At 60.9% G+C, this 25,767-nt stretch carries 18 protein-coding genes; 6 read left to right on the forward strand and 12 right to left on the reverse strand.

Annotated features, from left to right (window positions below; all coding sequences use genetic code 11):
* Positions 1-49: 49 nt before the first annotated feature.
* From JZ00_RS18925 to JZ00_RS30935, 9 genes are all read right to left on the reverse strand, one after another.
* Positions 50-1,510 (reverse strand): lipopolysaccharide kinase InaA family protein, encoded by a 1,461-nt coding sequence (locus JZ00_RS18925; protein ID WP_039592493.1) that lies wholly within the window; start codon positions 1,508-1,510, stop codon positions 50-52.
* Complete coding sequence (locus JZ00_RS18930; protein WP_039592492.1) at positions 1,510-2,262, reverse strand: lipopolysaccharide kinase InaA family protein; 753 nt, start codon at positions 2,260-2,262, stop codon at positions 1,510-1,512. Before JZ00_RS18930 ends, JZ00_RS18925 begins: the two co-directional genes overlap by 1 nt.
* The gene (locus JZ00_RS18935; protein WP_039592491.1) at positions 2,259-2,993 is read right to left on the reverse strand and encodes a lipopolysaccharide kinase InaA family protein; all 735 of its coding nucleotides are present in this window, start codon (positions 2,991-2,993) and stop codon (positions 2,259-2,261) included. The genes JZ00_RS18930 and JZ00_RS18935 overlap by 4 nt, the downstream gene beginning before the upstream one ends.
* Positions 2,993-3,799, reverse strand: a complete 807-nt coding sequence (gene rfaP / locus JZ00_RS18940) for a lipopolysaccharide core heptose(I) kinase RfaP (RefSeq protein WP_039592490.1) — start codon at positions 3,797-3,799, stop codon at positions 2,993-2,995. The genes JZ00_RS18935 and rfaP overlap by 1 nt, the downstream gene beginning before the upstream one ends.
* Complete coding sequence (locus JZ00_RS18945) at positions 3,799-4,920, reverse strand: glycosyltransferase family 4 protein (RefSeq protein WP_039592489.1); 1,122 nt, start codon at positions 4,918-4,920, stop codon at positions 3,799-3,801. The genes rfaP and JZ00_RS18945 overlap by 1 nt, the downstream gene beginning before the upstream one ends.
* Positions 4,920-5,978, reverse strand: coding sequence for a lipopolysaccharide heptosyltransferase I (waaC, locus tag JZ00_RS18950; protein WP_039592488.1), 1,059 nt, complete (start codon positions 5,976-5,978; stop codon positions 4,920-4,922). The genes JZ00_RS18945 and waaC overlap by 1 nt, the downstream gene beginning before the upstream one ends.
* A gap of 1 nt (position 5,979) precedes the next feature.
* Positions 5,980-7,014, reverse strand: a complete 1,035-nt coding sequence (waaF, locus tag JZ00_RS18955; protein ID WP_039592487.1) for a lipopolysaccharide heptosyltransferase II — start codon at positions 7,012-7,014, stop codon at positions 5,980-5,982.
* A 147-nt stretch (positions 7,015-7,161) separates the two neighbouring features.
* Positions 7,162-10,101, reverse strand: coding sequence for a bifunctional [glutamate--ammonia ligase]-adenylyl-L-tyrosine phosphorylase/[glutamate--ammonia-ligase] adenylyltransferase (gene glnE / locus JZ00_RS18960; RefSeq protein WP_039592486.1), 2,940 nt, complete (start codon positions 10,099-10,101; stop codon positions 7,162-7,164).
* Positions 10,098-10,295, reverse strand: a complete 198-nt coding sequence (locus JZ00_RS30935) for a hypothetical protein (protein WP_152668452.1) — start codon at positions 10,293-10,295, stop codon at positions 10,098-10,100. Before JZ00_RS30935 ends, glnE begins: the two co-directional genes overlap by 4 nt.
* A gap of 188 nt (positions 10,296-10,483) precedes the next feature.
* Between JZ00_RS30935 and aceE the strand changes: the two genes are divergently transcribed.
* The 5 genes from aceE (at position 10,484) to msrA (ending at position 20,104) form a co-directional block, all read left to right on the forward strand.
* Positions 10,484-13,129, forward strand: a complete 2,646-nt coding sequence (aceE, locus tag JZ00_RS18965; protein WP_039592485.1) for a pyruvate dehydrogenase (acetyl-transferring), homodimeric type — start codon at positions 10,484-10,486, stop codon at positions 13,127-13,129.
* Between the two features lie 11 nt (positions 13,130-13,140).
* Positions 13,141-14,796, forward strand: coding sequence for a dihydrolipoyllysine-residue acetyltransferase (aceF, locus tag JZ00_RS18970; protein ID WP_039592484.1), 1,656 nt, complete (start codon positions 13,141-13,143; stop codon positions 14,794-14,796).
* A 294-nt stretch (positions 14,797-15,090) separates the two neighbouring features.
* Entirely contained in the window at positions 15,091-16,485 is a 1,395-nt protein-coding gene (locus JZ00_RS18975) for an alkaline phosphatase D family protein (RefSeq protein ID WP_039592483.1), read from the forward strand.
* Positions 16,486-16,678: 193 nt separating this feature from the next.
* Positions 16,679-19,372: a putative bifunctional diguanylate cyclase/phosphodiesterase gene (locus tag JZ00_RS18980; protein WP_039592482.1), complete on the forward strand. Its 2,694-nt coding sequence runs from the start codon at positions 16,679-16,681 to the stop codon at positions 19,370-19,372.
* Between the two features lie 84 nt (positions 19,373-19,456).
* Entirely contained in the window at positions 19,457-20,104 is a 648-nt protein-coding gene (msrA, locus tag JZ00_RS18985) for a peptide-methionine (S)-S-oxide reductase MsrA (protein ID WP_039592582.1), read from the forward strand.
* 105 nt (positions 20,105-20,209) lie between these two features.
* On the opposite strand, the gene JZ00_RS18990 is transcribed toward msrA, so the two are convergent.
* Entirely contained in the window at positions 20,210-21,049 is an 840-nt protein-coding gene (locus JZ00_RS18990) for a 23S rRNA (adenine(2030)-N(6))-methyltransferase RlmJ (RefSeq protein ID WP_039592481.1), read from the reverse strand.
* Between the two features lie 92 nt (positions 21,050-21,141).
* Complete coding sequence (locus tag JZ00_RS18995) at positions 21,142-23,178, reverse strand: type VI secretion system Vgr family protein (RefSeq protein WP_039592480.1); 2,037 nt, start codon at positions 23,176-23,178, stop codon at positions 21,142-21,144.
* Between the two features lie 263 nt (positions 23,179-23,441).
* Between JZ00_RS18995 and JZ00_RS19000 the strand changes: the two genes are divergently transcribed.
* Positions 23,442-23,942 (forward strand): DUF2165 family protein, encoded by a 501-nt coding sequence (locus JZ00_RS19000; protein ID WP_039592479.1) that lies wholly within the window; start codon positions 23,442-23,444, stop codon positions 23,940-23,942.
* A 79-nt stretch (positions 23,943-24,021) separates the two neighbouring features.
* Here JZ00_RS19000 and putP read toward each other — a convergent pair whose 3' ends face one another.
* Positions 24,022-25,506: a sodium/proline symporter PutP gene (gene putP, locus JZ00_RS19005; protein ID WP_039592478.1), complete on the reverse strand. Its 1,485-nt coding sequence runs from the start codon at positions 25,504-25,506 to the stop codon at positions 24,022-24,024.
* Positions 25,507-25,767: the final 261 nt, after the last annotated feature.

A 25,767-nucleotide genomic window follows, 5' to 3' on the forward strand; every position in this document is an offset into this window, starting at 1 on the left:
CGGACAGAACCGGCGGTGAGGGACGTTCTTCCCCCACCAAGGTGACCGGCTACGGGACAGACGGTGCGGTATCGACATTCTTTGGCAACCGCCCATCAATCACCCGATACAACGCACTCTTTTCAGGCCAATTTCGCATGAAGCGCGCGCGATCCCGGGCGTAGGCCGGCGCGAAGCTGGCCTGGGTGCGGTGTTGGCACATGGAATCCAGATCGATGAGCATCCAGCGATCATCCTGCCAGAGCAGGTTGTGCCCTTTGAAATCACCATGACTGATGCGTTCGCGTATCAGATCGGCAAACAACCGATCAAGCGCCAGCAACTCTGCCTCAGGAACGTCACCGTTTTCGACGTAAGGGGCCAGGTGCTGGATGATATCCGGGCCTGACAGGTGCTCGGTCACCAGGTAGGCGCCGCGGCGCAGCCACAAGAACCGCTTTTCCAGCAAGGCCAGCGGCTTGGGCGTGGCGATGCCGAGGAACGTCAATCGATGGGCTTCGCGCCAGGCATGCCAGGCCCGGCTCGGGCGCCAGAAACGCTTGAGCCAGTGGGCCGGATTCTTGATGTTGTAGCGTTTTATCAACAGGGAGCGCCCGCTCACATCGACTTTGCCGACGCTTGCCGACCCGCCGGTCTTGTAGAGGTGGCCTTGATCAAGCAGGGCATCAGCCTGCTCCAGCACAGGGGCCATGAACGCCTCTTCATCACGACGAATCGCCCGCAGACGGAACGGCCCACGCTGAACGCTGAACAGACTGCACTCACGTCCAATTTTCTTCAGAAAGTCATTCAAGCGCCAGGCATGCACCTTGTCGATCTGTTTCTGAAGCGCCTCCATGGGCAACGCGTGCTCGGCGTTTCCAAGCAGGTAATGCACCAGCAACTCTTCGTTGAACGGTTCGATGGACTTGGGGAGCTGGGCAAAAAAGACGCCCAGGTTTTCCAGCACTTTTTGCCGGGACAACGGCTGCCCCGGAGTCTCGGCGCGAATGCCGGCACCATCGATAAGATAGAGCTTGCCATCATGACGCAGCAGATTGTCCAGATGCAGGTCTTCCTGCCACAGGCCTTTGCTGTGCAGTTGCGCAATCGCCCCCAAGGCCTCGGCCAGCACCGCCGATTGTTCATCTGCCAGCAGTGGCATGTGCTCGACCTGCTTCCAGGCGTCGCCCAGGCCCTCTGCGCCTTGCAGCAACTCGAACAACAGCCAGCCGCCTTCACCCTCCTTCAGGCCATCAGCCAATAACAATGGCGTCGTCAGCCCCTGCTCCGCCAGCAGTTGGACGCCTTGCAGCTCTCGCTGGAAATGCCGGGGCGCCTTGCTGCCTACCAACAACTTGGCCAACACTGGCCGGCCACGCCAGACGCCAGCACCGACGTAACGCTGACCTGGCAGCACGCGCAACAATGAAAGCAACTGCAATTGCGCAGAACCAGCGGCATCGGCCAGTTCCAAGCTCAAGGGCAGGGTGGGGCTACGGCCGGCACCCTTCAATTCGGATAAGCGCATCAACGAGCCTCCTTGTGGCTGCGCCGGGCAGTCAGCCGGGCCATCCATTTATCCACCACCGCACTGTGGGTAGATTGCTCCAGATAGGCGGAAAGCATCTGACGCACGTCGTCGTCATTCCAGGCACGGGCGCGCCGCAACAGGGGCTCCAGGTCCTTGACCCGATCCCGCTGACCGAACAATAACGGCCGGGTCTTTTCGAGATCGATGAACTTCGCTTGGTAGCCGCCCGCAGTGGCTTTTAGAAAGATGTGCTTGGGATAAAAGCAGCCATGCACCTGGCGCATACCATGCAGGCGCTGCGCCAGGTGACCACACACCTGCAAGATGGCGGTACGCTGGCCCGCCGCCAGGGTCGGCCAGCGCCCAAGCAGTGAGTCCAGGTCATCCCAGCCGTCCAGCGCACGGGTCAATAGAATCGCTCGTACTTCGCCGTTCACCTTGCGCTGACCGTAGAACACTGCCTGCAAAGCCGGTACGCCCAGTTGGCGATACCGGCTGATATTGCGAAATTCCCTGGAAAAACTGGGCTCGCCAAAAGGGTGCGACAAGGTCCGGGTCAGGTAATTGCTTTGACGCTTAAGGTAATAACCCTGTCCCTCGAGCTCCAGCCTGTACACACTGCTCCAGCCCTCGCCGAGGGTATTGGGCTCATCTACCGCGTCCAGTTTGCATGCCCAGAGACTTTCGAAACTGTCCAGGCCATGGCGCTCCAGCAAAGCCCGGTCTTCTGCGGCCAGGAAATCAATCATTCACGCCCCTCGAAAAATCTAACTACATGACGGATGCGCTTCTTGTCACACTCGTCAAGACGGGCGCGCTGGCGGTACTGCAGGTAAAAACGCAGGCGCTGGGTAGCCGACAGATGATACTTGGCCACTTTGTCCAGGCAGGCGAGGTCCTTGGTGATACGGTACTTGAGCCAGAAGCCACGCCAGAAATCGCCATTCGGACAATCGATAAGAAACAGCCTCGGCTGGTCATCGACCAGCAGATTGCGCCACTTCAAGTCATTATGGGTAAAGCGGTTCTCGTGCATGATCCGGGTATAGCTGGCCAATTGGCGACTCACCTCGTCAACCCAAACCCGATTCGCCAACCTTGGATCCTTGCGCTTGGCCAGTGCGGACAGGTCTTCGGTGCGAGGCAGCTCGCGAGTGATCATCGCGCCGCGGGCATAGGTTGCGCCACGCCGCGCCAGTCCCCAGGCTACGACTTCGGCGGTGGGTATGCCCCATTTGGCGAAGCGCTTGAGATTTTGCCATTCAGCCTTGACCCGTGGCTTGCCCAGATACCGTCGCAATCCCTTGCCAGCCCCACTGTAGCGCTTGACGTAGTAATACACCCCCTTGCGCTGCACCCGGATCACTTCTGACAACGGATCCTTCGTGAGACGCTCCCCCTGGAGAGCAAACACCGCATCGAGACTGCCAAAATCCTCCGCCAGCTCGGAATAGGCGGGTTCCAGTATCCAACCCGCCATCAGAGCGCGCCCCCGTAACGCACCTTGCGTGCATAAAGCCTGTCCGCCTTCCCCTCCAGCCAGCTCAGCAAGGCAGCTTGCTCTGCCAGGATCTGGCGCAACGGCTGTTGGAAATAGCCCTTGAGAAAACGCAGCTTGTCGCGGCGAGTCAGGCCAATGTCCATTATTGAAAAATACAGTGCCGCCAAGTCCTTGTTACGCCAGCGACTGGGCAGGGTTTCCCGGACCTGTGCACGGTGCAGATCGATCACCGAAAGCTTGAAATCCTCAGGCGTGACCGGCTTGTCCGTATGCAGCAGGAAATGGCAGATGTAGCAGTCGCGATGGTTGACCCCAGCGCGGTGCATCATCCCAGTCATGCGCGCCACTTCGGCGATCAGCGCCCGCTTGAGCTTGGGCTCTGGCGGCTGCTTGACCCAGTCGATGCTGAAGTCTTCAAGGCTGATGGTCGGCGCCAGCTCTTCGGTGACGATGAACGAGTGCTGATCGGCCGGGTTGCGGCCCTTCTCGCCATAAGCGACGGCCGTCATGGTCGGCACGCCGACTTCCTGCAAGCGCTGGATGGCTTTCCACTCCTGGCCCGCGCCCAGTACGGGCAGCTTGGCGGTCAACAGGTTCTTGAAAATCTCTCCCCAACCGATGCCGCGGTGGATCTTCACGAAAAAACCGCGACCGTCCACCTCCGTGCGCAACGTGCGTCGGGCCTCCAGTTCGCGATAGACCTCGCCCTTGAGCGCCTCGACTTCGACGAACGCATCGCGTCCGGCCCAAAGGCTCTTGAACGGTTCGGCCAGCATCAATTTCATTAAGCGTGCTCCGCCAATATCACATCGGCCGCGTGCTGCGGCATGCTGTAGAGGTCGGCCGTCTCGGCGAAAGCCAGACCGTTGCGGCTCCAGGCCGCCCGAGCGTCAGCGTCGTTCAACATGCGGCCCAGGTAGTCGGCGAGCTGCGCTTGTTCGAACGGCTCGTCCAGCACCAGGCCACTGTCGGCCTCGGCGATGTAATGGGCGTACCCACACACCGCGCTGACCAGCACTGGCAGCCCGGCGACCAGTGCTTCAAGCAGCACAGTGCCGGTGTTTTCGTTGTACGCCGGATGGATCAACAGATCGGCGCCCAGCAGGAAACGCGGGATGTCACTGCGCCCCTTGAGGAACCGCACGTTATCGCCCAGCCCCAGGGTGGCACTCTGTAATTGGAATACTTTGGGGTCGTCCTGGCCGATTACAAACAGCCGGGTGCGTTTTCTCAGTTCGGCGGGCAGCGCGGCCAGGGCCTTGAGGCTGCGGTCGACCCCCTTGGTCTTGAACCCGGAACCGATCTGCACCAACAGCAGGTCGTCGTCGGCCAGCTCGAACTCGGCGCGGAACGCGGCGCGAATCTCGTCAGCGTCGGCAGGCCGGCGGCGGTCCTGGGCGATGCCTGGCGGCAGCAGGTGAAAGCGCTCAAGCGGCGTGCCGTAGTGCTTGATGAACAACGGCTGCTGGACTTCGGAGATCATCAGGACTTCGGTCTTGGCGTCCTTGGCGAACACGGAGCGCTCGTACTCGGCGAAATGCCGGTAGCGGCCCCAGCGCCGGTACAGCGAATTGCGCAAGTTCTGCGCCTTGTCTTCGAAGCAGCCATCGGCGGCGTAGTACACGTCCAGGCCTGGCATCTTGTTGAAGCCGATCAGCCGATCCACCGGACGCTTGGCCAGGTCAGCCTCCATCCACGCGCTGAGCTTCTCGTTGCGGCGATGGTTGAACAGCGCCTTGACCGGTGCCACCAGCACTTCGAAGCCTGGCGGCACGTCACCTTCCCAGATCAGCGTGTAGACGCGGATCTGGTGACCGCGCCGCTGGCATTCCAGGGCGATGCGCATGAAGTCACGCTGCAGGCCGCCGAAGGGGAAATACTTGTAAAGGACAAAAGCCAATTGCATCAGCGCGGCTCCTCAGCCAATAACGTGCTCAGGTGGCTGGCAACACGCTCGGGGTTCAGACGCGTGAAGCACAGGGGCTGCTCGCGTTTCAGGTCAAACCGCCGGGCATCCTCGGCAGTTGGCGGGTAAGTGCATTGTTTTTGCATGCAGGGCGCGCAAGGGAAATCACTGGCGAGGTGAACCTGGCCCTTGCCATAGGCGCCGGTCAGCACCGGATTGGTCGGGCCGAGCAATGAAATGGTTGGCACGTCCAAGGCCGCGGCCAAGTGCCCGAGCCCCGTGTCCACCGCCACGCAAGCCTGGGCGCCAGCGAGCACCTTGCCCATGCCGCCCAGGTTCAGTTTCGGCAGCACCAGGGCGTTGCGCAGCCCACTGGCGATGCGTTCGGCCCGGGCCTTCTCGGCTGGATTACCCCACGGCAGTTTGACGACCACGCCGAACTGACCCATGCGCTCAGTGAGCTGGCGCCAGTAAAGTTCGGGCCAATGCTTGGATTCCCAAGTCGTGCCATGGAGGAAGACCACGTAAGGGTATGGGCGTGGCAGCTCCACGAGCCGGTCGATGTCCAGACCATAGCTGCCCTGGGTTTGCGGCAAGTCATAGCCCAGCGCCAAGGCGAACAATTGACGCACACGCTCCACCGCATGCTGACCACGTGCCACCGCCAGGCGCCGCGAATAAAAGCGCGCCGCCAGGGGCTCACGCGCCGAATCCTTATCCAGGCCAGCCACCGGCGCCTTGACGTAGCGGGTCAGCCAGGCGCTTTTCAGCAAGCCTTGGGCATCGATCACCAAGTCATATTTTTCGGCTCGCATGCTCTGCTTGAAGCGTCGCCATTCTCCGCTCTTGATGGTTTGCCAGACATTTTTGCGCCAGCGGCGGATCGCCACCGGGATAACTTTGCCCACAGCTGGGTGCCAGGTCGGGATTTCGGCAAACCCTTCTTCCACGGCCCAATCGAACTTGATGCCCGGAATCGCCCGCGCCGCATCGGTCAGCGCTGGCAACGTGTGGACCACATCCCCCAGCGAAGAGGTCTTGATCAACAATACCCGCAAGTTACCGGACCTCCACGGGGGTGCCCTGCAAACGCTCCAGTGCCTCGTTCACCGACGGCGGCATGAGCTGGCGCAGGCAGTTGTAATGGCCGAAGCGGCAGGTACGGTCGAAGCATGGGCTGCATTCGATGCCCAGGCGCACGACCTCGACTTTATCGGCCAGCGGCGGCGTAAAGCCCGGGGAAGTGGAGCCATAGACCGCCACCAGCGGACGGTTCAGCGCCGCGGCGACGTGCATCAGGCCGGAGTCGTTGGACACCACCGAATCGGCGCAGGACAGCAGGTCGATGGCCTCGGCCAGGGACGTGTCGCCACTGAGATTGACCGACTCTTCCCGCAGCCCTGGGATCAACCGCGAACGGATGTCTTCTCCCACCGGGTGATCGTTTTTCGAGCCGAACAGCCACACTTGCCAGCCTTCACGAATCTTCGCCTCGGCAACCTGGGCGTAATGCTCCGCCGGCCAGCGCTTGGACTCACCGAACTCAGCGCCCGGGCACAGGGCCAATACCGGACGATCCAGGCTCAAGCCGAACTTGGCCAGGGCCGCTTCGCGCGTTAGCGGGTCGATCTGCAGGCTCGGTCGCGGATACGGCTTGGGCAACTCGGCGCCCGGCTCATAGGCCAGGGCCATGAAGCGCTCGATCATCAATGGATAACGATCCTTGTCGAGCGTGCGCACGTCATTGAGCAGGCCGTAGCGAAACTCGCCGCGCCAGCCGGTGCGCTTGGCAATGCCGGCAAAGAACGGCACCAGCGCCGACTTCAACGAATTGGGCAACAGGATGGCCTGCTCGTACTGGCCGGCCAGGGATTTGCCGATACGCCGGCGGGTCGCCAGCTCCAGCACGCCATGGCCGAGCGGAAAGCTCAAGGCCTTGCGCACTTCGGGCATGCGCTCAAGGATCGGCCGACTCCATTCCGGGGCCAGGACATCGATTTCGCACTGTGGATGTCGCAGCTTGAGACATTGGAACAATGTCTGCGCCATCACCATGTCACCGACCCAACTGGGCCCAACGATCAGAATATTCATGTGCTTTCCAAAAACGATACGGGGAGGCCTACGCCTCCCCGCCTCGAGAATCACTGTGGCTTAGGTCGTTACCTGTGGCCCTAATCTACAACACACCGCCAATCAACTGTGGCACCGGGCTTGGCTCGCTCCCCCAGTCATTGACTATCAACTCAGCCCCAACTCCCGCCAGATCCGCATCACCTGTCGACGTTCATCCACGAACTGGTCGCCTGCGATGACCCCGGCGTCTTTCTGCAAGGCCTGGCGGTGGGCGGCGGAGCGGTAGGCCTTGTAGGCCTCGCGCAACAGCGTGGCATCCTCGGCGGGCATCAACCCGACCTCCTGCAATCCGTCCAGGATGCGGATGTTATCGGTGTAGCGCACCAGCGACGGGTACGCCTCGGACCACGCCAGGGCCGCGTATTGCACCATAAATTCAATATCGACGATACCTCCGGCATCCTGCTTGAGGTCAAAGGGCGCCGTGGCTTCGAAGGCATTCGGCGCGGTCCCGGCGGCGGTGGCCTTGCTGCCGAGGTTGTCGCGCATCTTGGCCCGCATCTCGCTGACCTCCTGGCGCAGCGTCGGCAAGTCACGTGTGCGCCCCAGCACCTTGGCGCGCACTTTTTCAAACGCCTGGCCGACGTCCTGGCTGCCCACCAGCACCCTGGCACGTACCAGCGCCTGATGCTCCCATGTCCAGGCTTCGTTTTCCTGGTAACGGTCAAACGCCCCCAAGGAACTGACCAGCAACCCCGACGCCCCGGACGGTCGCAGGCGCATATCCACTTCGTATAACTGCCCGGAGTTGGTCTGGGCGGTCAGCAGGTGAATGATGCGTTGGCCAAGCCGGGTGAAGAATTGCGCGCCGTCGATGGGTTTCGGGCCGTCGGTTTCGGCTTGCGGGTCGCCATCGTGGATGAACACCAGGTCCAGGTCGGAACCATGCCCCAACTCCAGGCCGCCGACTTTCCCATAACCGACAATAATGAAACCCGGATCGCACAGGCTGCCATCTGTGCGCAAGGGTACGCCATGCTTGGTGACTGTCTGGCGCCAGGCCAGGGCCAGCACTTGTTCGAGAATTGCCTCGGCAAGCCAGGTCAGATAGTCGCTGACCTTCATCAAGGGCAGGCTGCCGGCGATTTCCGAGGCAGCCACGCGCAAGCGGTGGGCCAGCTTGAAATGCCGCAAGGCCTCCATCTGTTGCTCAAGATCATCTTCGGGAATGCGTGTCAGGCGTTCGCGCAACTCCGCTGCCAGCTCAGGCGCCAGTGGCGGCTTGAACAAGCGACCTTCATTAAGCAGCTCGTCGAGCAACAGCGGGAAACGGGTGATCTGCTCGGCAATCCACGGACTCGCCGCGCACAGCGTCAGCAAACGCCGCAACGCGCCCGGGTTTTCGGTCAGCAGCACCAGATAAGCTGAACGGCGCGCCACGGCTTCCACCAATGGCAATACGCGCTCGAGCACCAGGTCCGGGTCGGCATGCTCCACCGCCTGGGCCAGCAGGCGCGGAATGAACGCATCCAGGCGCTCGCGCCCCAGCCGTTGCATGGCGCGCAATTGCGGGCTGGCGCGCAAGGCAGCCAAGGCCTTGAGCGCTTTGGACGCATCGGTAAAACCGCCCTCCTCCAATTGGCGACACGCCGCCTCCTCATCCTGGCTGTCTTCCCACAGCGGCAGCCATTCCCCACCCACCGCGAGTTCGCCTTCGCCGCCCTCTTCTTCATCCGGATCGGCGATGACCTGGCCGAAATGCCACGCCACTCGCCCACGCCAGTACATCAACTGTTCGTGGAACGCCGACCAATCGGCGAAGCCCAGCATCAACGCAATGCGCGCCTGATCCTGGGCATTGTCCGGCAACATCTGGGTCTGGCGATCGGCAATGGCCTGGATCGCATGCTCGGTATAACGCAAGAATTCATAACCCTGGCGCAGCTCGTCGACCACCCTGGACGGCAGGTAGCCCTGTCCTTCCAGCGTGGCGAGCACCTTCAACAAGGGTCGCTGCTGCAGGCTCAAGTCGCGTCCACCGTGGATCAACTGAAACGCCTGGGCAATGAACTCCACCTCGCGGATGCCGCCCGAGCCCAGCTTGATGTTGTCGGCCATGCCCTTGCGCCGCACCTCCTGCTGGATCAGTTGCTTCATGGTGCGCAGCGCTTCGATGGCGGAAAAGTCCAGGTAACGGCGATAGACGAACGGCCGCAGCATGTCGAGCAACTGCGCGCCGGCGACCTGATCACCCGCCACCACGCGCGCCTTGATCATCGCGTAGCGCTCCCAGTCGCGCCCCTGGTCCTGGTAATACTGCTCCAGGGCATTGAAGCTCAGCACAAGCGCACCGGCCGAGCCGTAAGGGCGCAGGCGCATATCGACACGGAACACAAAGCCGTCGACGGTCATCGGATCGAGGGCCTTGATCAGGCGCTGGCCGACGCGGATGAAAAACTCCTGGTTATCCAGTGGCCGCTTCGCGCCGACGGTTTCGCCACCTTCGGGGTAGGCGAAGATCAGGTCGATGTCCGATGACAGGTTCAATTCAACGGCGCCCAGCTTGCCCATGCCCAGGATGACCATCTGCTGCGGCTCACCACTGCGCCGGCCGGTGGGCGTGCCGAATTGCTGGCTGAGGCGTTGGTACAACCATTGGTAAGCCTGGTCGATGCAGGTATCGGCCATGTCCGACAGGTCGCGGCAGGTCTGGACGAGGTCGGCCTGGCGGGTCAGGTCGCGCCAGATGATTCGCACTTGCTGGCGCGTGCGCTGGCGACGCAGGACGCGACCCAGCTCGTCCTCGGTCTCGGCGGCCTGCACGGCCGCACCGATCTGCGCGCGCATTTCACCCTGGGCCAGGCTTCGGTCCAACTCGCCGCTACGCACCAGTTCCAACAGCATCGAAGGGTCTCGTACACTTTGCTCGATGACAAAATCACTGGCGGCGGCGACGCGGTTGAACTCGGCCCAACGCTGCGGCGTCCAGGCAGACAGTCCATGGTCGTCACCGAGGGAGGCGACCGCCGCGCGGAACGACTGCTCGGCCCGACTGACCAATGACTGGAGAATCGCCGGTATTTCGGCAAGCGAGGGCAGGCTCATGGTCTATCCTTGATCGGCGCGGGAAAGGCTGGATGTAGTGTTTTTTGAAATGCCACTACCTGATCGACTGTCGAACAAAGATGATAAATAGCTGATTTTCTGATTTTATTGGCAGCCCGCATCAATTTTTTACCTGTTCGAGTTGGCAAATGACCAACAGTAACGATTATTCTCACAACGAAACGAGGGGCCATCAGCCGCTCATGTGTAGTTTTACTACTCGTCTATACATTCGAAAGGCTGAAACGGCCGACGATTTGTAGTAAAACTACACGCCGCCGAAACAACCTTCGGCAATCCAAGAATTTATATCGTCTGCCCACAAGGCCAGTCGCAAACTCAGGCAACCGATTCTGGTAGCCTTTCCGCCCTGGAGCAAGCCATGCAAGACCTCGATCCCGTCGAAACCCAGGAATGGCTGGACGCCCTGGAATCGGTTCTCGACAAAGAAGGCGAAGACCGTGCTCATTATCTGATGACCCGTATGGGTGAACTCGCAACCCGCAGCGGTTCGCAACTGCCCTACGCCATCACCACGCCGTACCGCAACACGATCCCCGTTACCCACGAAGCACGCATGCCTGGCGACCTGTTCATGGAACGCCGCATTCGCTCGCTGGTGCGCTGGAACGCGTTGGCCATGGTCATGCGTACCAACCTGAAAGATTCCGACCTGGGCGGTCACATCTCCAGCTTCGCCTCCAGCGCGACGCTGTATGACATCGGCTTCAACTACTTCTTCCAGGCCCCGACCGACGAACACGGCGGCGACCTGATCTACTTCCAGGGTCACGCATCGCCAGGCGTCTACGCCCGTGCGTTCATGGAAGGCCGCATCACCGAAGACCAGATGAACAACTTCCGCCAGGAAGTGGACGGCAACGGCCTGTCCTCGTACCCGCACCCTTGGCTGATGCCTGACTTCTGGCAGTTCCCGACTGTTTCCATGGGCCTGGGCCCGATCCAGGCGATTTACCAGGCACGCTTCATGAAGTACCTGGAAGCCCGTGGCTTCATCCAGCCAGGCAAGCAGAAAGTCTGGTGCTTCATGGGCGACGGCGAGTGCGACGAGCCGGAATCCCTCGGCGCGATCTCGCTGGCAGGCCGCGAAAAGCTGGACAACCTGATCTTCGTCATCAACTGCAACCTGCAGCGCCTCGACGGCCCGGTTCGCGGCAACGCCAAGATCATCCAGGAACTCGAAGGCGTGTTCCGTGGCGCCCAGTGGAACGTTAACAAAGTCATCTGGGGCCGTTTCTGGGACCCACTGCTGGCCAAGGACGTCGATGGCATCCTGCAGCGTCGCATGGACGAAGTCATCGACGGCGAATACCAGAACTACAAGGCCAAGGACGGCGCGTTCGTCCGTGAACACTTCTTCAACTCGCCTGAACTCAAGGCAATGGTTGCCGATCTGTCCGACGACGAGATCTGGAAACTCAACCGTGGTGGCCACGACCCGTACAAGGTCTACGCGGCGTACCACCAGGCGGTCAATCACAAAGAGCAGCCAACTGTCATCCTGGCCAAGACCATCAAGGGTTATGGCACCGGTGCCGGTGAAGCGAAGAACACCGCGCACAACACCAAGAAGGTCGATGTCGAGAGCCTGAAGCTGTTCCGCGACCGCTTCGACATTCCGGTCAAGGACAGCGAGCTGGAAAACCTGCCGTTCTTCAAACCCGAAGAAGGCAGCGCCGAAGCCCGTTACCTGGCCGAGCGCCGTGCGGCATTGGGCGGTTTCGTGCCTCAGCGCCGCGCCAAGAGCTTCAGCATCCCGACTCCGCCACTCGATACCCTCAAGGCCATCCTGGACGGCTCTGGCGATCGTGAAATCTCCACCACCATGGCTTTTGTGCGAATCCTCGCGCAACTGGTCAAGGACAAGGAAATCGGCTCGCGCATCGTCCCGATCATCCCGGACGAAGCCCGTACCTTCGGTATGGAAGGCATGTTCCGCCAGTTGGGCATCTACTCGTCCGTCGGCCAGCTCTACGAGCCAGTCGATAAAGACCAGGTGATGTTCTACAAGGAAGACAAGAAGGGCCAGATCCTCGAAGAAGGCATCAACGAAGCGGGCGCCATGAGCTCCTTCATCGCCGCCGGTACTTCGTACTCCAGCCACAACCAGCCGATGCTGCCGTTCTACATCTTCTATTCGATGTTCGGCTTCCAGCGTATCGGTGACCTGGCCTGGGCCGCCGGCGACAGCCGTACCCGTGGCTTCCTGATCGGCGGCACCGCCGGCCGGACCACCCTCAACGGTGAAGGCCTGCAGCACGAAGACGGCCACAGTCACATGCTGGCCGGGACCATCCCGAACTGCCGCACCTATGATCCGACCTACGGCTACGAGCTGGCGGTGATCATCCAGGACGGCATGAAGAAGATGACCGAAGAGCAACAGGACGTCTTCTACTACATCACCGTGATGAACGAGTCCTACCAGCAGCCAGCCATGCCGGCCGGCGTGGAAGCAGGCATCGTCAAGGGCATGTACCTGCTCGAGGAAGACACCCGCGAAGCGGCGCATCACGTCCAGCTCATGGGCTCTGGCACCATCCTGCGCGAAGTGCGTGAAGCGGCGAAGATCCTGCGTGAAGAGTTCAACGTCGGCGCCGACGTCTGGAGTGTCACCAGCTTCAACGAACTGCGTCGCGACGGCCTGGCCGTGGAGCGCAGCAACCGCCTGCATCCTGGCCAGAAGCCAAAGCTGAGCTACGTCGAAGAGTGCCTGAACGGCCGCAAAGGTCCGGTCATCGCCTCCACCGACTACATGAAGCTGTTCGCCGAGCAGATCCGCCAGTGGGTTCCTTCCAAGGAATTCAAAGTGCTGGGCACCGACGGTTTCGGCCGTAGCGACAGCCGCAAGAAGCTGCGTCACTTCTTCGAAGTCGACCGTAAGTTCGTTGTGTTGGCAGCCCTGGAAGCCCTGGCTGACCGTGGCGATATCGAACCTAAAGTGGTGGCCGAAGCCATCGTCAAGTTCGGCATCGATCCGGAAAAACGCAACCCACTGGACTGCTGAGGAGAATTTTCGTGAGCGAACTCATTCGCGTACCTGACATCGGCAGCGGTGAAGGTGAAGTAATTGAACTGTTTGTGAAGGTCGGCGACCGTATCGAAGCCGACCAGAGCATCCTGACGCTTGAATCGGACAAGGCCAGCATGGAAGTGCCAGCGCCGAAGGCCGGTGTCATCAAGAGCCTGAAAGTGAAGCTGGGCGATCGCCTGAAAGAAGGCGACGAGCTGCTGGAGCTGGAAGTCGAGGGCGCTGCTGCGGCGCCTGAAGCGGCCGCCCCTGCGGCTGCCCCGGCAGCGGCGGAGAAACCTGCCGCCGCACCGGCTGCCGAAGCGGCTCCCGGAACGGCTCCCGCGCCGGCTGCTGCACCTGCAGCGGCGACAGTCCAGGACATTCATGTTCCGGACATCGGTTCGTCGGGCAAGGCCAAGATCATCGAAGTGCTGGTCAAGGCTGGCGACACCGTCGAAGCCGACCAGTCGCTGATCACCCTGGAATCCGACAAGGCCAGCATGGAAATTCCTTCGCCGGCCGCCGGCGTGGTGGAAAGCGTCGAGGTCAAGCTGGAAGATGAAGTCGGTACCGGTGACCTGATCCTGAAGCTCAAGGTCGCTGGCGCTGCGGCACCCGCCGCACCCGCCCAGGCCGCTGCGCCAGCCGCCAAGGCTGAAGCAGCTCCAGCACCAGCCGCTGCGCCCGCCGCCAAGGCCGAGGCAGCCCCAGCGCCAGTCGCCGCTGCTGCGCCTGCACCTAGCGGTGCCAAGGTGCACGCTGGCCCAGCGGTGCGTCAGCTGGCCCGTGAATTCGGTGTCGAACTGTCCGCCGTCGGCCCAAGCGGCCCTCACGGCCGCGTGCTGAAGGAAGACGTGCAAGCCTACGTCAAGGCGATGATGCAGAAGGCCAAGAACGCCCCGGCCGAAGGCGCCACCGGCGGCGCGGGTATCCCGCCGATTCCGGCGGTGGACTTCAGCCGCTTCGGCGAAACCGAAGAAGTGGCCATGACTCGCCTGATGCAGATCGGCGCGTCGAGCCTGCACCGCAGCTGGCTGAACATCCCGCACGTGACTCAGTTCGACCAGGCTGACATCACCGAGCTGGAAGCTTTCCGCGTTGCACAGAAAGCCGTGGCGGAAAAGGCCGGCGTAAAGCTGACCGTCCTGCCATTGCTGCTCAAGGCCTGCGCACACTTGCTCAAGGAACTGCCGGACTTCAACAGCTCCCTGGCCCCAAGCGGCAAGGCTGTGATCCGCAAGAAATACGTGCACATCGGCTTTGCCGTCGACACCCCGGAAGGCCTGCTGGTACCGGTCATCCGCAACGTCGACCAGAAGAGCCTGCTGCAACTGGCTGGCGAAGCCGCTGCCCTGGCCGAAAAAGCCCGGAACAAGAAGCTCACCGCCGACGACATGCAGGGCGCCTGCTTCACCATCTCCAGCCTCGGCCACATTGGCGGCACCGGCTTCACGCCGATCGTCAACGCGCCGGAAGTGGCGATCCTGGGTGTTTCCAAGGCCACCATCCAGCCTGTCTGGGACGGTAAGGCCTTCCAGCCGAAGCTGATGCTGCCATTGTCGCTGTCCTACGATCACCGTGTGATCAACGGCGCCGCCGCTGCACGCTTCACCAAACGCTTGAGCGACCTGCTGGGCGACATCCGCACCATCCTGCTGTAACACCGGGCGGCCCTCCTCGCGGAGGGCCACTCGACCGCTGTTTTCCGAGCGCCACGCTCGTACCTCAACCCCGCCCATTTGGCGGGGCTTTTTTTGCGCAGGCTAAAACCGTTCTTCAATTGACGGACTTTCCTACCGCCCTCAGCAAAAAAGACTACTTGTCCTGTTAGTCATTACCCACAACGCCCGCCCCCTCCCCCTGCAATATTTATTGCCATCCCGGCTTTAGCATGTCCTTGGCGCGCCCTAACTTACAGCGCCGACAACAACCAATAACTTCGAATGGATTCGAACATGCTAAAGCCCACTGTCGGCCCTATTGTCGGCCACACGACAACCGATCATGCCCGTATATTTCTACGAGGTGACGGCAACACAGACAATCCGCTATTTGCCGGTATTCGCCACAGGCGAAAAGGCGATACGACGTGGTCCAAGGGACAATTCATCCGACTGGTTTCCTACCGCGACCTAGCCGGCGTCATCCTATTGAAAGGCCTCGAGCCCGATACGACCTATGAATACCAGGCCGGCTGGAAAAGTACCCTGAGCCCAGCGCATACCCCCGAGACCATCCTGGAACTACCGCTGCAGTGGCCCAAGGAGATTTACCAGTTGCGCACTCCTTCCAGCGTGCCCGACGTCCCGCGCAGCTACATCGTCGGCTCGTGTCGATACCTGCGGATTACCGCCGGCATCCCGACCAACCCGGAACACGGAGATCGCACTTTCGCCGGCATCAACCGAATCGTCGAGCAGGCCGACCCGCCCATCAGTGCGGTATTGATGACAGGCGACCAAGTGTATCTCGATGACTTGAATATCATTGCGCCTGACCGTAGCCACCCTGACATCCTGTTTAAATACCGCACTGCCTTTTCCCAGCCTCATATTAAAAAACTGATGTCCAGCGTTCCGACCTACATGATGCTCGACGATCACGAAATAGAGGACAACTGGCCCGCTAAGAAAGCAAACGAAGATGAAACCTTATATTCAAATGCCCTTGATACTTACGAGCTCTATCAAGCCAGCCACAGCCCGGCCCGTGAACTTCTGGATGACGGCACATTAAGCCAGCCACTCACCCACTACTGGTACACGTTTGCACATGGCGATATCGGGTGGTTCGTCACAGACAGCCGGACTCGACGCAACCTGTCGGCAACCGACCGACGCATCCTGGATGAAGAGCAAGAGCAATCACTGCTCAACTGGCTGATCAACAGCCCCACCCGGGTTAAATTTGTCGTGACAAGTGTCCTGCTCTACCCCGACCGCCGCTTCAATGGCGGGGACGCCTGGCAGGCCTTTCCCGAACAGCGCCTGCGCTTGCTTGAAGCCATTCGCAGCCATCGAGTCAAGAACGTGATTTTCGTGTCCGGTGACGTACACGGCTCCCTGACAAGCCTGTTGGCGCACAACCAGGATCCTGACTTCCAGGTCCACACCATCGTTTCGTCGCCGTTTTGCAACAGCAAGCTGCTGCCCTACGCCAAGGCTTCGACTTTTATTTTCGGCAAGCCCATGGCCCGGACACCCAGCGGGGAGTATCAATACGAACTCACCAGCAAGGTGATCAGCCAGGATAATTTCGCTCATCTGCAAGTCACGGCCCAGAGCGTCCGCGTGACGTTTCATGATCGTGACGGTGACCCATTGGAGGTCGTCGAAATACCGTTGCGCTGACCTGCGATAGCCCAAGGAATGCCTCTGATCGGTTGGCAATTGGAGAAATCCCCTTGTCGGCCGATAAAAGGTTTATAGCACTTGGCCTTCATGTCTCTTGTCAGCCAGTGCCGCAATGATGCAACCTTGCGGCAATCCGTAATAACGAGGGCGTCAGCCCGGCGCGATCAGCATTTTCGAAGCGAGTTCCCCCATGAAAAGCCAACCCGATGCCGCCAGCCGTATGGCGGCCGAGGTAGTAACGCAGTTACCGGTGCCCTCGCGGCTCGGTATGCTGCGTTTCGAGCGGCTGAATGAAGCAAGCTGGGCGCTGCTGTTTCTCGATCCCAACTGCGAACGTTACTTCGGCTTGCCAGCCGTTGAGCTTTGTTCGCTGGTCAGTTCTCCTTACGCCAGCCTGATGGAACCTGAGGCACGCTATCACTTGCATGACGCGATCCAGCAGCAGCTGGCCCAGGCGTCCCACTATCTGATTCGCTACACGTTGCACACCGCCAAGGGGCCGATGAACCTGTTGGAGACCGGTGAAGCCTACAGGCAGCACAACCGTCATCTGCTGCGTGGTTATTTGCTTGTGGTGGACGACCTGTTGCAGGACGGGCCCTCCCTGCCGGCCGTTGACCTGGAAACCCAGAATTCCAGACTGCAGATCGCCCTGGAGCTCAATCAGCGCGCCCAACAGGAGCAGCTTCAGCATCTGGACCGGGTCCGCGCCCAGCAAGACTTGATCCTGCTACTGACGCGCCAGCGCTACAGCGCCAACAACTCGCTGCAAGAAGCCGCCGAACTGATTACCCGCAGCGCCTGTGACATCTACCAGATCGATTGCGCGAGCATCTGGAATCTGGAGGACGGGAAGCTGGTGCCGATCTCGGCCTATAACCGCGCCTCCCAGGAATACTTCCTGCCGGAGGTCATCAACGCCAACGATTTCCCGCACTACATGGAAGCGTTGCAGACCTGCCGCGCCATCGACGCCCACAACGCGATGCGCGACCCGCGCACGCGAGAAATGGCCGAGAACCTGCGAGCCCGGGACGTCAACGCAATACTCGACGCCAGCATCCGGATCGACGGGCAAGTGGTGGGCGTCCTGTGCCTGGAGCAAGTCGGCGCAACCCGCGCCTGGCAGTCGGACGAAATTGCCTTCGCCGGCGAGTTGGCGGACCAGTTCGCCCAGGTCATCAACAACCACAACCGCCGCACCGCCACCAGCGCCTTGCACCTGTTCCAGCGGGCCGTAGAGCAGAGCGCCAATGCGTTCCTGCTGGTCAATTGCGACGGTGTGGTGGAATACGTCAACCCAAGCTTCACCGCGATCACCCAGTACACCACCGAGGAAGTCCACGGCCAGCGCCTCTCGGAACTGCCGGCCCTGGAGAACCTCAGTGAACTACTGTTCGATGCGCCCTCGGCCCTGGCCCAGAGCAATAGTTGGCAGGGCGAGTTCAAGAGTCGGCGCAAGAACCTCGAACCGTACTGGGGCCAGTTGTCGATTTCCAAGGTCTACGGCGACAACCGTGAACTGACCCACTACATCGGCATCTACGAAGACATCACCCAGACCAAGCTGGCCCAGCAGCGCATCGAGCGCCTGGCCTACACCGACAACCTGACCAACCTGGGCAACCGTCCGGCATTTATCCGCAACCTGGATGAACGCTTCGCCCGGGACAGCGACTCGCCCATCAGCCTGTTGCTGGTGGACATCGACAACTTCAAGCGCATCAACGACAGCCTCGGTCACCAGACCGGCGATAAACTGCTGATCAGCCTGGCCCGACGCCTGCGCAACAGCCTGAGCCCCAGCGGCAGCCTGGCCCGATTCGCCAGTAACGAATTTGCCGTGCTGCTGGACGACACCGATCTTGAAACCGGCCAGCATATCGCCAGCCAACTGCTGATGACGCTCGACAAGCCGATGTTCGTCGATAACCAGTTGATCAGCGTCACGGGCTCCGTGGGCCTGGCCTGCGCACCTTTGCATGGGCGCGACCCGCAGACGCTGATGCGCAACGCCGGCCTCGCCTTGCATAAGGCCAAGGCCAACGGCAAGCATCAGGTCCAAGTGTTCACCGAGGCACTGAATGCCGAGGCCAGCTACAAGCTGTTCGTGGAAAACAACCTGCGTCGCGCCTTGACCCAGAACGAACTGGACGTGTTCTACCAGCCCAAGCTGTGCCTGCGCAGCGGCCGCCTGCTGGGCATGGAGGCGTTGCTGCGCTGGAACCACCCGGAAAAAGGCATGATCCGTCCGGACCAGTTCATCAGCGTGGCCGAGGAAACCGGCCTTATCATCCCCATCGGCAAATGGATCGCCCGCCAGGCCTGCCGAATGAGCAAACAGCTGACCGCCGTCGGCCTGGGCAATCTGCAAGTGGCGATCAACTTGTCGCCCAAACAGTTTTCCGACCCTGACCTGGTGGCCTCGATCGCCAGCATCCTCAAGGAAGAACAACTGCCCGCGCGGTTGCTGGAACTGGAATTGACCGAAGGCTTGCTGCTCGAAGCCACCGAAGACACCCACCTGCAACTCGATCAGCTCAAGCGTCTGGGCCTGACCCTGGCCATGGATGACTTCGGCACCGGTTACTCGTCCCTGAGCTACCTGAAGAAATTCCCGATCGACATCATCAAGATCGATCGCAGCTTCATCCATGAAATCCCGGACAACCAGGACGACATGGAAATCACCTCCGCCGTGATCGCCATGGCCCACAACTTGAAGCTCAAGGTAGTGGCCGAAGGCATCGAGACCGCCCAGCAGCTCGCCTTCCTGCGACGCCACCGCTGCGACGTCGGCCAAGGCTACCTCTTCGACCGGCCGATCCCTGGCGCGGAACTCATCGAGAAGCTCAAGCGCTACCCACGCGGCCCCCTGGTCTGACAGCCGCTTATAGCTTGCAGCGGCTTTTCTGAGGCACACTGACGGTCTATTTCGCTCAATTCAATCTGACTGAGAGGACTGATGATGGTCTTGCGCTCGGAAATCCTGGTGAACAAAAACGTGCTTCCTACTCCCGATCAAGCTCTCCCTGGCCGTGAAACCCCGATGTCCGTGCCGGAAAAACACTTCGTCCTCGACGCGCCGCTGCTGGGCCCGTTTGCCATGGACGTGGATTTCGCTATCTTCGGCCTCGGTTGCTTCTGGGGCGCAGAGCGCAAGTTCTGGCAGCGCGAGGGCGTGGTCAGTACCGCGGTGGGTTATGCCGGTGGTTTCACGCCAAACCCGACGTATGAAGAAGTCTGCTCGGGCCTGACCGGCCACAGCGAAGTGGTGCTGGTGGTCTACGAGCCGGCGAAGGTTAGCTACGAGCAGCTTCTGAAGATGTTCTGGGAACTGCACAACCCTACCCAGGGCATGCGCCAGGGAAATGACATTGGCACCCAGTATCGCTCGGTGATCTATTGCACCACGCCCGAGCAACTGGAAGCGGCGAAGAAGAGCAAGGAAGTGTTCCAGGCTGAGCTGAACAAGGCCGGCAAAGGCGAAATCACTACTGAAATCGACGAAGCGCCGACGCTCTACTTTGCCGAGGCCTATCACCAGCAATACCTGGCGAAAAACCCTGAAGGGTATTGCGGGATTGGCGGCACGGGCGTGACTTGCCCAATTTGATATTTGTGCTCTGAAGAGCTTCGCGAGCCGGCTCGCCCCCACATACAACCCGGCCGAATGTGGGAGCGAGCCTGTTCGTCAAGGCGCCGCTCCAGGCGCCCTCAATCAGCTTTCAGCGATCAACCAATCCATCTGCCAGCCACCCTGGGTCTGCCCAAGCTTCTTGGACAACCACGGCAGCAACTCCCGCAACTCTTCCTCCAGCCCCCATGGCGGATTGGCAATGGCCAGGCCGGAGCCGTTCAGGCTGTTGGGCGTGGCCAACGGGTGCACCAACAACTCCACCCGCAACAATTTAGGCGCGCCCGTGCCCGCCAGGTCCTGATAGAAACGACGCAACATGCGCTGGTCTTTCACTGGATACCAGATCGCTGCTACCGTCTGGCGCATCCGACCAATGGCCTCCTTGAGCGAGGCGGCGCAGCGCTGCATCTCATCCAGTTGCTCGAACGGTGGATCGATCAGCATCAGCCCGCGCTTCTCCGCCACGGGCAGCAGCGCCCGAGGAACGTGCCAGCCTTCGCCCAGATGCACCGCCACGCGACGGTCGCCCTTCATGTTGTCCTTGAGCAGCACGCCGTCCTGGGGATGCTTCTCGTTGAGCAACACCCGATCCTGCGACCGGGTCAGGCGCCGCGCCAGCTCCGGCGAGCCCGGGTAGTAGCGCAACTGGCCATCCGGGTTCATCTCATGCAGCACCTTCATGTAGTCGGCGGTCAGCGGCGGCAGGTCGTCCTGGTCCCACAACCGCGCGATGCCTTCCAGGTATTCACCGGTGCGACTGGCCTGGTCGCCTTGCAAGTCGTACAGCCCGATGCCCGCGTGGGTATCGAGGTAGGCGAAGGGCTGCTCCTTGCGCGACATCAAGGCGATGAGGCGGGTCAAGGTCAGGTGTTTGAACACATCGGCGTGATTGCCGGCGTGGAAGGCGTGGCGATAATTCATGGCGGCTCCTGCGAAGGGCGACGAGTTTACCTTGAAGCGCGCCCAACGTCAGGGGTTCACGACCGAGCGGCAGAACAGCCCTCGCCCTGAACCTATCCTCCAAGCGCTGCCAACGACACGCCACAAGCGCCATCCTTGCAGCGCTCGCACTCCTCACAAAACGGCGCAGGACTTTTCAGGCTGCGTATTTGTGCCACGGACAGCACTGGCGCCAGCGCAGCGGCAAGTTTGTCCGGGGCGCCCGCCGCGACGGGCTCGGCGCCCATCGCCACCATCGGCGCGCCGCCCACCTGGATCGGCACGCTGCTGAAGATTCCGCCCGGGCCGATGTTGATCCAGTGCCCGCCCGCCTGGATGGTCGCGCTGGCACCGGCTTCCAGCACGACTTGCTGGCCAGCGCTGACACTGAATCCTCCCGTAGCGCTGAGGGCCTGGTTGGCGACGCGGATATGCCGATCACCCGTCACCATCAGGTGATCGTCCTGACGAACTTCAACCTGGCGTCGACCTTCGGTGATGCGCTGCTCGCCATCCTTGAGTTCATGACGCGACAGACCGGTGACGACAATGCTGCGCTCATGATCGACCTGCACACGCTGGTCATGCAGCACGTGCTGGGTCCAGTTGCGCTGCGCCCGCAGGTAGATTTCCTCGGCGCCCTTGCGGTCTTCGATGCGCAGCTCATTGTAGCCACCACCGCCGGGGCTGCTCTGGCTGCGCAGGATGCTGCGCGTCTTGTCCGCCGGCAGGTCGAGGGGCACCGGGTTGGCACCGTTCGGCAGGCAGCCCACCACCAACGGCTTATCGACGTCGCCGTCCATGAACCCGACGAGAACCTCCATGCCGACCCGAGGGATCATCACACTGCCGTAGCGATCATGGGCCCAGCCGGTGGCCACGCGCAGCCAGCAGCTGGAATGCTCGTTCCGTTCACCGTCGCGGTCCCAGACCAGCTGCACCTTGACTCGTCCGAACTCATCGCAATGAATCTCGCTGTCCACAGGTCCGGTGACCACCGCTGGCTGGTAGCCATTGATCGACGGCTTCTTGTGTTGCAATGGCGGACGGAAGAAAACGTCCCACGGCGTTGCCCGGAAGGTATTGCCGTAGCCCTGGAATTCACCTGGGCCGGCGGAAGCGTTTTCTTCCAGCACTTGCGGCTGGCGGCCACGGTGCTCGACCTGCGTCAACAGCCAGAGATCATTCCACTGCGTCCGGGGATGTTCCTCGATGCGCATGAAATGCCCGCTGGCGAAAGCGCTGTCGTCACTGCTGCCCTCCGCCAACCGATGGTCCGCGCCGTGGCGCTCAAGGGCGCGCCGGACCAGGTGCTTGCCATCGTCACGATCGGCGAATTGACCGGGATAATGGTAGTCCTCGAGCGAAGCTGGAGCTTGTCCCTCGAGACGGGTTTGAAGCAACAGGCCGGGCTTGCGAAAGTCATAGTCGCGTAAAGTCACCGCGGTGGATCGCGTCTGGAGCCGTACCGCCAAGCGCTTGATGCCCGGCTCAGCGGCGGCCATGCCGCTGCCCGGCAGGTACAGCGTCGACTCGGGCAAGCGCGCGAACATCGTCTGGTCATCGCCAAACACCAGCAGATGGCCGTCAGGGCTGTGCTGGAAGTGGTAATGGATGCCGACCTCGGCACATAGCCGCTCGATGAAAGCCAGGTCGCTTTCTCCGTACTGCACGCAATATTCACGCTCGGGGTATTGCCCACCCAGACTGAACTGGAACGCATCGGCCAGGATGCCGTGGTCCTTCATGACAAGGGCCACGATAGCGGGCACGCTCAAATGCTGGAAAATTCGCTGGTTGATGCGATGGCGCAAGTACGCCAGGCGCGGCACGAGAGTGATCTGGTAGCGGGTCAGGCGCTTCCCCGAATCGCCTTGGGCCACGCTGTAGACCTGGCCGTGTACTCCGCCGCCCCGGTCATCGAAACTCAGGTAAGCCTGGCGATGCAGGAGTTCCTCCAGCACCAGGTCGGGCCGCTCACTGACCAGTTCCACTTCAAAGCAATAGGGTTGGCTGATCGCTTCCTTGCCTTTGAACTCAAGCACCTTGAGATCATCTGGCCCGCTTTCGAACGCCAGCGTGAAGCGTGGTTGGTTGGCAGGCGCGAACATCCTGTGTGCCTCTGCTGAATAAGGATGGGCGATTCTGCATGAGCGCTTCGGAGAATTGACCGGACGGCATGAAAAAGAGATTTCCCCTACATGCAAGAGGCAAAAAGGCGCAAGGCGCGCTGCATTTTCCGATGGACAATCCTTGAATCTCGATACGGAAAGCCTTCGTACGAAGTAATCAGCTGCTTCTGACAAGGCGAGGGGCCTCGTACCGCGTAAAGGCGTGATAACGTCGTTTCGTCACAAAAAGCCAAGGACGCACCATGACAACCCGCTATACAAAAATTGCCATGATCCTGGCGCTTGCCGCCTTCGCCTTCCTGACCGTGTTCAACAACATCACGGACTACCGCTCCAACTTCAATTTCGTCCAGCACGTACTGAGCATGGACACTACCTTTGCCGACAATGCCGCCCGGTATCGCGCCCTCGATAAACCGTGGATGTGGCACGGTGCTTATTGGCTGATCATCTTCGGCGAAGCATTGACGGCGGGTCTGCTGGCCTACGGCGCACTGAAACTCTGGCGGGTACGCGCGGCGGATAGCCTGGCGTTCAAGCAGGCCAAAGGGTGGGCCATCGTGGGGCTGACGGTGGGGTTTTTCGTCTGGTTCTTCGGCTTCATGGTCGTCGGCGGCGAATGGTTCCTGATGTGGCAATCCGAGACCTGGAATGGCCAGGACGCCGCGTTCAGGTTCTACATGGCGCTGCTGGGCGTGCTGATTTTTCTCAACCAGCCCGACGCCTTGGACGTTCATCCATAAAAAAAACGGCCCGCCTCCAAAGGAGACGGGCCGTTTTTTCCAGCTCTGCGGGCGGGCCGTGAAGGCCGCGCCGCAAGCCTTATTGGTTCAGGCGGAAATCTTTCTCAGCCGCTTCGAAGCGCTGCAGCATGCCGGTAGTAGGCGTGCCCATCTTGCTGACGAAGTAGATGGCCAGGCTGGCGAAGATGAAGCCTGGGATGATTTCGTACAGACCCAGCAGCTCGAAGTGCTTCCAGACAACGACGGTGATAGCACCGACCAGGATACCGGCCAAGGCACCGTTGCGAGTCATGTTCTTCCAGACCACGGAGATCAGGACCACCGGACCGAAGGCGGCACCAAAACCGGCCCAGGCGTAGCTCACCAGGCCCAGGACGCGGTTTTCCGGATTCGCGGCCAGGGCGATGGCGACCAAGGCCACCAGCAGCACCATGGCGCGACCGACCCAAACCAGCTCCACCTGGGAAGCGCTCTTACGCAGGAAGGTCTTGTAGAAGTCTTCGGTCAGGGCGCTGGAGCACACCAGCAACTGGCAGCTCAGGGTACTCATCACCGCCGCCAGGATGGCCGACAGCAGCACACCGGCGACCCATGGATTGAACAGGATCTTCGCCAGCTCGATGAACACACGCTCAGGGTTTTCAGTCACTGGACCGGCCACCTCAGGGTGCGCCGAGAAGTACGCGATACCGAAGAAGCCAACGGCAACGGTGCCGCCCAGGCACAGGATCATCCAGGCCATGGAGATGCGACGTGCCTTGGCGATCGACTTGACCGAATCCGCCGCCATGAAGCGCGCCAGGATGTGCGGTTGGCCGAAGTAGCCCAGGCCCCAGCCCATCAGCGAGATGATCCCGATGAAGGTGGTATTTTTCAGCATGTCGAAGGACGTAGGGTCTTTCGCTTCGATGGCCAGGAACGTGGTGTCCACGCCACCAGTCGCCAGCAACACGATGATCGGTGTGAGGATCAGCGCGAAGATCATCAGGGTGGCTTGTACCGTATCGGTCCAGCTCACGGCCAGGAAACCACCGATGAAGGTGTAGGCGATGGTCGCGGCGGCACCCGCCCACAGCGCAGTCTCGTAGGACATGCCGAAGGTGCTTTCGAACAGACGGGCGCCGGCGACGATGCCGGAAGCGCAGTAGATGGTGAAGAACACCAGGATCACCACCGCAGAGATGATGCGCAGCAGGCCGCTGGTATCTTCAAAACGGCTGGAGAAATAATCCGGCAGCGTCAGCGCATCACCGTTGTGCTCGGTCTGGACCCGCAGGCGACCGGCGACGAACAGCCAGTTCAAGTAGGCACCGATGATCAAGCCGATGGCGATCCAGCTTTCCGACAGGCCGGACATGTAGATTGCGCCAGGCAAACCCATCAACAACCAGCCGCTCATGTCGGAGGCACCGGCAGAAAGCGCCGTCACGACACTGCCCAGGCTACGACCGCCCAGGATGTAGTCGGAAAGGTTGTTGGTGGAGCGATAAGCCATCAGGCCGATCAGGACCATGGCTGCGATGTAGATCACGAAGGTGATCAGGGTGGGATTGCTAACACTCATGAGTTACGCCCTGGCTTTGTTTTTATGGTGCGGTGGCAGTTGGAAAGCGCCGACAACGCAGACGTTGTACCGACGTTTCGCAGACCCGCGAATTTATGACTGATGTTTCCCCAGGAAAGCCATCAGCCGATGCAGCTCGGCCCGGATTTCGAACCCCGAAACGGTTGCACCTTGGCCGCGAATGCTATTCAACAAATCAAATAAGGTGCAACCAGTTTCGTTCAAATAAGTTGCACCCAGTCGGAATAATCGTACAAACGG

It is taken from the genome of Pseudomonas frederiksbergensis, assembly GCF_000802155.2.
Classification (GTDB): domain Bacteria; phylum Pseudomonadota; class Gammaproteobacteria; order Pseudomonadales; family Pseudomonadaceae; genus Aquipseudomonas; species Aquipseudomonas frederiksbergensis_A.

Bases quoted from the DNA above. Each gene is read 5' to 3' on its own strand.
- JZ00_RS18925 (WP_039592493.1), bottom strand. From the start codon at position 1,510: ATGCGCTTATCCGAATTGAAGGGTGCCGGCCGTAGCCCCACCCTGCCC.
- JZ00_RS18930 (WP_039592492.1), bottom strand. From the start codon at position 2,262: ATGATTGATTTCCTGGCCGCAGAAGACCGGGCTTTGCTGGAGCGCCAT.
- JZ00_RS18935 (WP_039592491.1), bottom strand. From the start codon at position 2,993: ATGGCGGGTTGGATACTGGAACCCGCCTATTCCGAGCTGGCGGAGGAT.
- rfaP (WP_039592490.1), bottom strand. From the start codon at position 3,799: ATGAAATTGATGCTGGCCGAACCGTTCAAGAGCCTTTGGGCCGGACGC.
- JZ00_RS18945 (WP_039592489.1), bottom strand. From the start codon at position 4,920: ATGCAATTGGCTTTTGTCCTTTACAAGTATTTCCCCTTCGGCGGCCTG.
- waaF (WP_039592487.1), bottom strand. From the start codon at position 7,014: ATGAATATTCTGATCGTTGGGCCCAGTTGGGTCGGTGACATGGTGATG.
- glnE (WP_039592486.1), bottom strand. From the start codon at position 10,101: ATGAGCCTGCCCTCGCTTGCCGAAATACCGGCGATTCTCCAGTCATTG.
- JZ00_RS30935 (WP_152668452.1), bottom strand. From the start codon at position 10,295: ATGGCCCCTCGTTTCGTTGTGAGAATAATCGTTACTGTTGGTCATTTG.
- aceE (WP_039592485.1), top strand. From the start codon at position 10,484: ATGCAAGACCTCGATCCCGTCGAAACCCAGGAATGGCTGGACGCCCTG.
- JZ00_RS18975 (WP_039592483.1), top strand. From the start codon at position 15,091: ATGCTAAAGCCCACTGTCGGCCCTATTGTCGGCCACACGACAACCGAT.
- JZ00_RS18980 (WP_039592482.1), top strand. From the start codon at position 16,679: ATGAAAAGCCAACCCGATGCCGCCAGCCGTATGGCGGCCGAGGTAGTA.
- msrA (WP_039592582.1), top strand. From the start codon at position 19,457: ATGGTCTTGCGCTCGGAAATCCTGGTGAACAAAAACGTGCTTCCTACT.
- JZ00_RS18990 (WP_039592481.1), bottom strand. From the start codon at position 21,049: ATGAATTATCGCCACGCCTTCCACGCCGGCAATCACGCCGATGTGTTC.
- JZ00_RS18995 (WP_039592480.1), bottom strand. From the start codon at position 23,178: ATGTTCGCGCCTGCCAACCAACCACGCTTCACGCTGGCGTTCGAAAGC.
- JZ00_RS19000 (WP_039592479.1), top strand. From the start codon at position 23,442: ATGACAACCCGCTATACAAAAATTGCCATGATCCTGGCGCTTGCCGCC.
- putP (WP_039592478.1), bottom strand. From the start codon at position 25,506: ATGAGTGTTAGCAATCCCACCCTGATCACCTTCGTGATCTACATCGCA.